10 protein-coding genes are annotated in these 10719 nt (G+C 43.3%); 9 read left to right on the plus strand and 1 reads right to left on the minus strand.

Going from position 1 to position 10719, the window contains the following annotated elements:
• Together A4R26_RS04650 and A4R26_RS04655 are read left to right on the plus strand one after the other, a co-directional pair.
• A partial coding sequence (locus tag A4R26_RS04650) for an RHS repeat protein (protein WP_278248402.1) occupies positions 1-3413 on the plus strand: 3413 nt, incomplete at its 5' end.
• Complete coding sequence (locus A4R26_RS04655) at positions 3410-3934, plus strand: hypothetical protein (RefSeq protein ID WP_081161332.1); 525 nt, start codon at positions 3410-3412, stop codon at positions 3932-3934. The genes A4R26_RS04650 and A4R26_RS04655, both read left to right, overlap by 4 nt.
• A 31-nt stretch (positions 3935-3965) precedes the next feature.
• On the opposite strand, the gene A4R26_RS04660 is transcribed toward A4R26_RS04655, so the two are convergent.
• Complete coding sequence (locus tag A4R26_RS04660) at positions 3966-4328, minus strand: helix-turn-helix domain-containing protein (RefSeq protein WP_081161336.1); 363 nt, start codon at positions 4326-4328, stop codon at positions 3966-3968.
• Between the two features lie 164 nt (positions 4329-4492).
• Between A4R26_RS04660 and A4R26_RS04665 the strand changes: the two genes are divergently transcribed.
• From A4R26_RS04665 to A4R26_RS04695, 7 genes are all read left to right on the plus strand, one after another.
• Positions 4493-4717: a hypothetical protein gene (locus tag A4R26_RS04665; protein WP_081161341.1), complete on the plus strand. Its 225-nt coding sequence runs from the start codon at positions 4493-4495 to the stop codon at positions 4715-4717.
• On the plus strand, positions 4698-5126 hold the full coding sequence (locus A4R26_RS04670; protein ID WP_081161345.1) for a CHC2 zinc finger domain-containing protein: 429 nt from the start codon (positions 4698-4700) through the stop codon (positions 5124-5126). Before A4R26_RS04665 ends, A4R26_RS04670 begins: the two co-directional genes overlap by 20 nt.
• 62 nt (positions 5127-5188) lie before the next feature.
• Positions 5189-7393: an MTBMA_p00010-related P-loop-containing protein gene (locus tag A4R26_RS04675; RefSeq protein WP_081161350.1), complete on the plus strand. Its 2205-nt coding sequence runs from the start codon at positions 5189-5191 to the stop codon at positions 7391-7393.
• Between the two features lie 107 nt (positions 7394-7500).
• Complete coding sequence (locus tag A4R26_RS04680; protein WP_081161354.1) at positions 7501-8397, plus strand: tyrosine-type recombinase/integrase; 897 nt, start codon at positions 7501-7503, stop codon at positions 8395-8397.
• The gene (locus A4R26_RS04685; RefSeq protein ID WP_081161357.1) at positions 8394-9251 is read left to right on the plus strand and encodes a tyrosine-type recombinase/integrase; all 858 of its coding nucleotides are present in this window, start codon (positions 8394-8396) and stop codon (positions 9249-9251) included. The genes A4R26_RS04680 and A4R26_RS04685 overlap by 4 nt, the downstream gene beginning before the upstream one ends.
• A gap of 633 nt (positions 9252-9884) precedes the next feature.
• Positions 9885-10073 (plus strand): hypothetical protein, encoded by a 189-nt coding sequence (locus A4R26_RS04690; RefSeq protein ID WP_081161360.1) that lies wholly within the window; start codon positions 9885-9887, stop codon positions 10071-10073.
• Between the two features lie 219 nt (positions 10074-10292).
• The coding region (locus A4R26_RS04695) for an RHS repeat domain-containing protein (protein WP_278248403.1) at positions 10293-10719 on the plus strand (427 nt) is incomplete at its 3' end.

Genomic DNA, 10719 nt, shown 5'->3' on the forward strand with positions numbered 1-10719 from the left:
CGTTAGCCGCAAATAACTGGGTAATTGATTATAGCCCAGGTAAACTGGCCGATGAACAATGCTTTCGCTATGAATACGATCAGCGGAACAGGATGACAAGAAAGAAGGTGCCGGGTGCAGGTGAAGTGTATATGGTGTATGATGGCAGGGACAGGCTGGTAATGGTACAGGACGCAAAATTCAGGGATGCTGGTAAATGGCTGGTCACAAAATATGATAACCTGAACAGGCCGGTAGAAACGGGTATGTGGATTAATAATGGAACCAGCTTTGATACCCATTTAACGAATGCGTATAATAATGTAACAGCATACCCGGCAACTGGCAGTGGTTATGAATTACTTACAGTTACGCATTATGATGATTACAACGGTTTGCCGGGTGGGTTGTCAGATTATCTTCCCACCTGGAATGGTTATTTTTCTGCGACGAATAATAGTGCATGGCCCTTTCCGCAAATGCCGCAAAAAAGCCTGACTATTAAAGGTCTGGCCACCTGGACGAAAGCAAGGATCCTGGGGACAGGCGATTTCTTACATAGTGTAAGTTATTACGATGACAAGGGAAGGGTAATACAGGTACAAAGCACTAACATAACCGGCGGGTTGGACGTGGTGACTACGCAATACAATTGGTCTGGCCAGCCACTGGTAATTGTACAAAAGCAACAGGTAGTAACCGGAACTGCACAAACTACTGAAGTTGTGACCCAAATGACATATGATGATCTTGGCCGTATAACTAAAATTGAAAAGAAGGCAGGTAATAGTTTAGTTAATAACGGCTCGATGCCACAGGATTTTACGACGATTGTACAAAATGAGTATGACAGGCTGGGGCAGTTAAAAAATAAAACGCTGGGCGCAAATAATCTTGAAACGTTGACTTATGAATATAACATCCGTGGCTGGTTGCTGGGTATGAACCGTGATTATTTAGACGAGACTAATCCTTCTGGTAAGGCTTTTGGTTTCGAACTGGGTTATGATAAGCTTACCAATAAAGCGAACCGGAATTTTTTGGCTGGCAGTTATGGCGGTGAGTTTAACGGCAATATCAATGGCATGATCTGGAAAAGCAAAGGCGACCAGGTAAGAAGGAAATATGATTTTGAGTACGATGCTGCAAACCGTTTGCTGAAAGGCGATTTTGAGCAGAATGATAATGGCAGCAATTGGGGAAAGAGTATAGTTGATTATTCGATGAAAATGGGCGATGGTATTAGCGTAAATACCGCTTATGATAACAATGGTAATATAAAAAGAATGCAGCAGTGGGGGTTAAAAGCAGGCGGCAGCAGCCAGATAGACGACCTCAGCTATCAATATATTACCGGTAGCAACAAACTGCTGTCTGTAACTGAACCTACACTTGGAACAACCGATAACAAGCTGGGCGATTTTACTGATAAAAATACCACAAATGATGATTATAGTTATGATGTAAACGGTAATATGAATGCCGATAAAAACAAAGCTATCAGCGGTATTACCTATAATCATCTGAACCTGCCAGAGGTTATAACTGTAGCGGGGAAAGGAACGATTACATTTACATATGATGCAGCAGGAAACAAAATTAAGAAGGTAACGGTAGACAATACCGTAACACCTGCCAAAACAACCACCACTATTTATGCTGGTGGATTGGTTTATGAAAATGATGTATTACAATTTGTAAGCCATGAAGAGGGCCGTATTAGGTTTACTCCGGCTACGGGAACTACTGCAGCGCAGCTCAACTATGATTATTTTATAAAAGACCATTTGGGCAATGTACGAATGGTGTTGACGGAAGAACAAAAACAGGACCAATACCCCGCAGCCACCCTGGAAGGAAACCTGGCAACCAGCACCGATGCGGTATATATTGAAAAGGACTTTTACGATATTAAAAGTGATTATATCGTAAACAAATCAACCGTGACGGGGTTAACCGATTATCCAAACAACAACGGTAACCCGCCTTATAATAATAACCCCAATAGTAACGTTACCGCAAACAGCGGAAAAGTATATAAATTAAACGCTGCCACCAATAAAACCGGGTTGGGAATAACCTTAAAAGTAATGGCCGGCGACCAGATCGATATTTATGGTAAATCATATTGGTTTAATAGCGGCGGCAACTATAGTGAGAAGTTCCCTGTTCCTGTAAGCAGCCTGATCGATGCATTTTTAGGTTCTCCTGCAATGGTAGGAAAAGGATTGACGGTTGCCGGAATTTCAACACCGAGTTTGTTAGGCGACCTGGAGCAGTTCACGACGCGTACAAGTACTGAAGATGCTCCATGGGCATACATAAACTGGATCTTCTTTGACGAGCAGTTTAAGTTTGCGGGGAGTGGATTTCAACAGGTAGGAAGTAATGGTGTTCTGAAAGATCACCAACTGGTTGGTGTCCCTTCTCTGAAAGCACCAAAGAATGGTTATGTTTTTGTATATTGTAGCAACGAGAGCCAGGAAAATGTATACTTTGATAATTTGCAGGTGTTTCATAACAGGGGGCCGTTATTGGAAGAAACGCATTATTATCCATTTGGGTTAACGATGGCGGGAATAAGTTCTAAAGCGCTTAACTTTGGAACACCTGAAAACAAATACAAGTTCAATAAAGGTTCTGAATTACAGAATAAAGAGTTCAGTGATGGCAGTGGATTGGAATGGTATGCAACCAATCTTAGAATGTATGACCCGCAGATAGGAAGGTGGCATGTAATAGATCCCAAACCTGATTATTCTGAAAGTCCATATGCAGGGATGAAGAATAACCCCATCACGTATAACGACCCGCTTGGCGATACTGTGAGACAACAAGGATTTACAAATCAGCAAGTATTGGATTGGGCTGCCAAAGGTTTAAAGGTAAGTGCAAAAGCTAATCCATTTTCATTTAAAGGTGGTCGCCTGGCGTACAGTCAATCAAAAATTAATAAACTCTCTAAAGAGCAACAGGAAATTGCAAACGGTATTGTTGGTGCAATTAAAAGTGAAGTTACTTTTACCATAACCAAGGTTAGTGAGAATGATAAAGTCGGTGCTGGTCCAAACAGTTATGTTCAAGGAGATAATGGCGAAAAGATTTATGATCCGACTTACAAGGATATGAAATGGAAGGGACAGACAGAAGAAGTAGATGCAAAAAATGTTAGGGTAAGTATTGTATATCCTACTACTGACGCAAACATTGATCCTGGAAAAGTAAATACAGCAGGTCAACCCTTGTCTTCTGCCCCGCCGTGGTTAACAATATATCATGAAGTTGGTGGTCATGGAAATCTTAGATATGTTTTAAGGGACCCTGATCAAAAAGGTCATACGATTGATTATGAAAATAAGGTAAGAGCCTTGCACGGTATGGAGTTAAGAGGATACGATCCGCAGCATCCTAAACCAAAAGAAAATGAAGAATGAAAAAGACAGCTAATATGCGAATATTTTTGTTTTTGGTGTTTATACTGGGAGGCTTTGTAACTTTTAGCCAAAGCGCGGGCGAATTACAGGTAACATTGCTAAAATCAGAAAAGAGTGGTGATAGTTGTTGTATTTATAATGTTACGATAAAAAACTTAAGTGACAGCGTTGCTTGTATACTTCATTCCATGTTTATGAATTTAAAGAGCCGTCAACCACAGGGATTGCCTTTACACTTTCAGAGAAGCTCCCAACGATTTTACAGCTTAGGTTATTCTTTCAGAGATACAGCATTTGAATTTGAATCTACGCCGTATAGGGGGGAGTGCATATTGCCCTATCAGTCTTTGCAGTTTAAAGTAATGATTGTTCCCGGTAATGAAATGGGTAAGCAATTAAGCTTTGAGTATTTGTATGTGCCGGATTTTTGTTACAAGGATTTTATGAAGGATATGCAACAAATGACAACCTGGTATCTGAAGTATAAACGGAATGAAAAGAAAATTGAACTACCGCAATAATGCAAAAGCCCCGGTTCGGGGCTTTTGCATTTTAAGAGGCCAATTGTTTTTGCAGATCTGCTTTAAAAATAAAGGCATCGAGAAACTCTTTAACGAGCTTCTTTTTATCGTCAGGGAGTTTTTCTATTTTACGGAATTGCGACAGCAGCTCCTCATCAGAAATCGCATCGGCACTTTTATCCTGCATTGTGCCATTAAGTAAATAATCGTTAGTTACATCCAGGGCTTTAGCGATCCGGTTTAAAATATCAGCAGCGGGCACAGCTTCGCCGCGCTCATACTTGCCCACATTAGTAAAATGCACCTTTGCCTGTTGCGCCAGGTCTTGCTGTGAGATTCCTTTCTTCTTTCTGGCTTCCAGGAGTCTGTCGGGCAGTTGCTGCTTCTGCTTCATAGTTCATCAAAGCGTTTAATGACACCCCAAAAGTATCAAATACGGTATATTTTTACACGTTATTTATAGTAAATGAGGATAAATGCAGCGAAATAGATTTTTTCTAATACAGTGAAATCACTGCGTTTGTAGCGAAATCACTATATCATTAAAATTTATCCACAATGGCCAAGAAAAACAATCCTTCCGTCAAGCCGCCCTGTCAGCGGCAGATAGTTGCCTTCTGCTGGAACGAACGCAAGGCAGGTGAAATAACACCAGTGCAGTATGTAAATGGTGAGTGGATAGTAGAGAAGAGCGTGCCGTTTGGCGGCACGGTAGAGATCACCCTGCAAAAGAACTCGCTCATCATACAAAACCGTTCTGCCAATGGAAATACGGGACATTAAGCAACAGCTAACCATTAACGAAGTATTACAACATTACGGGCTGCAGCCGGATAAGAACCACCGGCTGCTTTGCCCGTTCCATCCGGATAAAACGCCTTCCCTGCAGATCTATCCCAAGACCAACACGTTTTGCTGCTTCAGCAGCAACTGCACCGCCGGTACCGGCGATGTGATACAGTTTATACAATTGAAAGAGAATTGCAGCAAACATGAGGCACTGGTAAAAGCTACAGCCCTAGCCGGTGATAATGCTGTAATTGCATCACCGCCACCGCCAGCATCAAAACTTTTGTTGAACAAAGTGAAATCCCGCAAGGTGGGAAAGCGGATAACCTGGATAAAATTGCAGTACTGTCAAAAGTTTTTAGTTACTATAAGAGCGGCCTTCCATCCTCTAAAAAAGCAGTAACCTATCTGCAAAGCCGGTGTATTGATTATAAATTAATAGAAGTAGCGTTTAACAGTGGCGGGTTGCATGGAGAGAGCAAGAACCATCACCTGGTGGAAAGCATGGTGCTGTATGGGTTACTGAAACCAAGGCCGGCCGGAGGGCATAAGGTGTGGGCAAAGGATTGTATGATCTTCCCGCTAAAGAATGCGGATAATAAAATTGTATCACTGTATGGCCGTAGCACTACCGATAATAAAGACCAACGGCATTTTTACTTAACCGGCCGGGAAGGTTTATATCCTTGTTATCCGAAACCAGGCGCCACAAAGCTGATACTAACGGAAAGCATCATTGATGCAGCGAGTTTGTTGCAGCAACCGGAAATAACAACCCACTATGAAATATTAGCCCTGTATGGAACCAACGGCTTAACAGATGAACACCTGCAAGCCATTACCGGCCTGAATGATCTGCAGGAAATTATCCTTATGCTCAATGCCGACGAGCCAGGCGAAACGGCCACTGCAAAGCATGCGGGCACACTGAAAAGTTTACTGCCTCATATAACCATCAGCAAGGTGACATTGCCGGCGGGTGAAGATATAAACAGCGTGCTGTGCACGCATGATGATGCGAAAGTGTTGTCTGACCTGATCGAACAGCGTACAGAAATTTTTGTTTCAATTGAAAAAGAAAAGCCACAATCCATTACCATGCTGGTGGCACCAGGTAACAAACTTATTACTACCAATCCTGAACTGTTAATCTACGACAACTGCGAGCTGCGCATAGAAGTGCTGGGTGGCATCAAGATCACGGGTCTTGACCGGATGAAAGTAACCCTCAAAGTGCAGCACCAGCAAAAGCAGTTATTGCCAATCCGGGATACATTGGATTTATACAGCAGAACACATACCGAGCAATTAATACAAACCATCAGTGAAAACTATGATGCCAATATCAGGCAAACGGAAATCACCGTTAGTGAGTTAACCAATGAATTGGAAAGCTACCGCATTAAACGCATAGAAGCGCTGCAACCCAAACAGGAGCCGCTTCCCGAATTAACAACTGCTCAAAGAGAAGCCGCCATCAGTGAATTAAAAAAGCCCAACCTATTGCAGCGCACGGCGCAAATGATACACCAGAGCGGTATTGTAGGAGAAGCAACCAGCAGCCTGATCGCGTACCTGGTGTACTGCACGCGCAAACAACCCATACCACTGCACATCATGTTCCTGGGCGCCAGCGGCAGCGGGAAGACCTACCTGCAGGAAAGGATCAGTGAGCTGATCCCGCAGGAAGATAAGATTGAGATCACACAGATCACCGAAAATGCGTTGTATTATTTTAAGCAGCATGAGTTGCAAAACAAACTCATCCTGATCGAAGACCTGGACGGTGCGTTAAGTGTGTTCTATCCGCTGCGGGAACTACAAACCAAACGGCGCATTAGCAAAACGGTAACATTAAAGGACAGCAAAGGGAATCTTAAAACCATTACACTTACAGTTGAAGGCCCGGTATGTGTAAGCGGTTGCACCACCAAAGAAAAGATATACGAGGACAATGCCAACCGGTGTATATTGCTGTATACCGATCAGAGCCGGGAGCAGGATAAACGTATAAACGAGTACCAAGCAAACCTGGCCGCCGGTGAAGTGAACCGGGAGCGGGAACAGCAGTATAAGGAACTGTTTAGAAACATACAGCGGGTACTCAGTCCCATACAGATCATTAACCCGTATGCAAAGTATATTGAGTTGCCGCAGCAGGTGTTTAAGCCACGCAGAACAATGACCTTATTATTGGGTTTTATTGAGGCCGTAACGTTCTATCACCAGTACCAGCGCGAAATAAAAAAGGATGCCACCGGCCGGCTATACATTACCACAACAGCGGAAGATATAGAAGCCGCTTTTACCTTACTGAAAGATGTGCTGTTCAGTAAGAGTGACGAGCTGACGAAAGCCACGAGGAACTTTTTTGAGCAGCTAAAGCAGCTATGCCAGGAAACGGGCGGCGACACCTTTAATGCCAAAGCCATCAGGGAGCGGCTGCGCATCAATCCGGGGAATATGAAGCGGTATCTGGCCGAGCTGGTGCGCTACGGCTATATAAAGGCCAATGGCAACCGTTACCGCAAAGGCAGCTACGAGTACAGCATTGTGAATATAACCGAATATGAAGCCTTAAAATCATCCGTAGAGCAGCATTTACAATCCATCCTGGAACAGGTTAAGAACCACACAGTAAATAAGGCCAGTAGTTCAGTGGTTCAGTAGTGGTTCAGTAAAGCTAGTGAACCACTCAAAATTAGTCCAGTGCTGCATTTTACTTCAGTGGTTCAGTAGTTCACCCGTATAAGACTATTAGCAAAAATTTTACGGTTATGAAAAAAACACTCTTAAGCAGTGAGTACATCTTATTGTCCCATGCGTTCAAAGAATGGTTGCAATTACTGAACTACTCCGGCGGTAGCGTGCAGGTATTGCCCGGCCATGTGCAGGAGTTTTTATACTACCAGGAGCTGCAGGGTAAACTATCGCTCAATCAATTGGATGCAACAGACGCTACAGCGTTTATCCGGCATCTGCAGCAGCAAACCGGTGAGCGAACGGGCCGGCCGTTCAGTTCGGGGCATATTAACAAGTACATCCAGGCATTAAACCTGTTCAGTCAATACATAAGAGAAACCGGCAGAAGCAATACCGGCTTTGTATTGGAACGATTGCCGCAGATAAAAGGCAAACCTACCTGGTTAACGAAGCGTGAAATAAAAGCGTTATACGAGGTTACCGGCGACAGTGTACTGGGTATAAGAGACAGGGCGATGTTAGCAGTGTACTATGGTTGCGGCCTGCGGTTAAATGAAGGTGCCAGCCTTGAACTCCGGGATATTATCAGCGATAGGCGATTATTGCATGTAAGAAAAGGCAAACGTTACAAAGAGCGGTATGTACCGATAGCAGCAAAGAATTATGAGGAACTGCGGTTGTATATGGATTACGGCCGGCCGCTGTTATTACAGGAGTACAAGACCGAGGCGTTTTTTATAGATGCCAACAAAGGCCACGCGATGCAAAAGCAAAGCCTGTACGTGCGGATAAAGCAGTTGGTGAAACAAGCGAAGACAAAAAAGAAGGTAGGCACTCATACCCTGCGGCACTCAATAGCTACTCATTTACTGCAAAGCGGTATGAAGCTGGAAAAGATACAGGAGTTTTTAGGTCATGGCGACCTGGATAGTACGCAAATTTATACTCACCTTGCAAATGAAACATTATGACATTTACTGAATATCTGCAACAGAAAAGATACAGCGAGATAACGGTAAATCGTTACACCGGTTACATTGAACGGTTCCTAGCCTGGCTCAATGCTGAAAACATCGATGCCGCTTTATTTACTTACAATGAACTGTTAAGCTTTATGGGGCATTGCCAGCGTAACGGCGTAACAAAGAGAACAGCTTATGGTATCCTTTGTGTAATCCGTCATTACTGTAATTATTTAATCCATGAAGGGAAGCGAACGGATAACCCTGCTGCCGGGGTGTTCATCAGAGGGCTGGTAAGAAAATTACCCGCTAACCCGCTGAACATGGAAGATCTGGAAGAGCTATATAAACAGTACAGCATCCAGTTGAATGTAGATGCCAGTAAAAAGATCATGTTCGGGTTATTAGTTTATCAGGGTGTAACAGTTGGAGAGTTGACCAGGATAGAACGAAAAGATATCAGGCTGAAAGAAGGAAAGATAAGAATCAGCGGAACTAAAACAACAAATGAACGGACATTAGATCTTAATGCCATACAGGTGATCGATCTGCAACAATACCTGGATAAAAACAAATGGAAAGAAGGCAAACTGTTTACAGAGGGGAGGAGAAAGGATATAAGCGAAAAGAACATCAATAACCGGCTGCAACATATGTTTAGCCAGTTAAAGCAACTTAATCCAAAAGTGATCAACGCAAAGCAAATACGGAGCAGCGTTATTACACACTGGCTAAGAAAACATCATTTACGGCAGGTACAATACATGGCCGGTCATAAGTATGTAAGTTCAACTCAGCGATACCAGTTGAACAACCTCGATGATCTGAAAAATGAATTAGCGAACCATCATCCCATGGCCTGAGTCCGTTCGAATCCCTTTGTCCATGGAGAAAAGGGACAAGTTCGAACCATAAGAAGCCAGGAGAAACCCATATACAGTACGGCTTAGGCTTGACCCGACACACAAAGCCATCCGCACAAGCCTCTGCGGTGTTGCCGCCAGTTTTTGCTGTCATGCTTTTTGTGAAACAAAAAGGCGTGGCGCTCCTAAAGCCACACGGCGCCACTCATGCCAGCAAGAACTGGCGGAAGCTACATTAACATAATGTGTTCCTATAGTACATCCCCCGCCACGCTTATCCGCCAGCTGGCGGATGCCAACGCAGGGGCTGTCCTATAGGCACATTATGTTAAGTATCCAACACCGCAGCCCCGCAAAGCAAGCCACGCACAAAGCCCATGCGATTGCTTGGCGGGGTAAGCCGTACTGATCCCACGCACGGAAGAAGTGGCCTTGTTATTCTTTTTTAAAAGAAAAGGATAAAAAAGGCAGCAAAAATAGTGGGGCGGGCAGACGCACAAAGCCAGCCATAGCGCAGCAGCATAAACACAAGGCCCACACACAAGGCCATCATTTATATGCTGCGCTATGCGCCGCCCCACTAATGGAAAGGCTTTCTTTTTTTTCCTTTTTTCTTTTAAAAAATGTTTGTTTATGAAAGTTTACATCGTTACCGAAAATCCCTGCACACTCGTAGGCTGTGAAGATTTAAAGATCATGACAGTACAGCCTGACCTGGAAGCTGCGTTCCTGAAAGAATATGAAGGCCGCATTATCGCCAGCGGCAACAGTGTCCAGGATGTGTTGATCCAGTACAATCAGCTCATCAATGATCGTAGTTAATAACCTTACAAGCTAAAGCACTTAATAAATCCGGGTTGTACGCCCGGATTTTTTTCTTTCAATTGAAAAATAAAAAACCTATTTTGGAAACTGTTAGAGTTCTTTGAAGACACTTAAAAATGGCTTCCCCAAAATCTGAGGAAGCATAAAAATAGGGACGGTGATTATTATCCTTTTGGGTTAACGATGGCAGGGATAAGTTCGAAGGCTATTGGTAGCATGGACAATAAATTCGAATATAATGGTAAAGAAAAGCAGGAGAAAGAATTTAGTGATGGTAGTGGATTAGAGTGGTATGATTATGGGGCAAGGATGTATGATGCGCAGATTGGGAGGTGGCATGTGGTAGATCCGTTAGCAGATTTAAGCAGACGTTGGAGTGTTTATAGTTATGCTTATGATAATCCAATACGTTTTATCGACCCTGATGGGATGGCTGCAAAACCTTATGAGATCGAAAATCAAAGTGTTGATCAGGATGATCCATCACACAGTAAGTTTAAAGAATTGCCTGAACCGGCAACTGATGAGAAAGAAGGTCCTAAAAAGAAATTAATTGGTCAAAGTACAAATGTAATCAAGGATGTTTTTCGATATAGTGGTAGCACTTCTTACCAGGGCCTGGGAAAAGCAAATCTTTCATTTG

Source organism: Niastella populi, from assembly GCF_002078015.1.
Lineage (GTDB): Bacteria > Bacteroidota > Bacteroidia > Chitinophagales > Chitinophagaceae > Niastella > Niastella populi.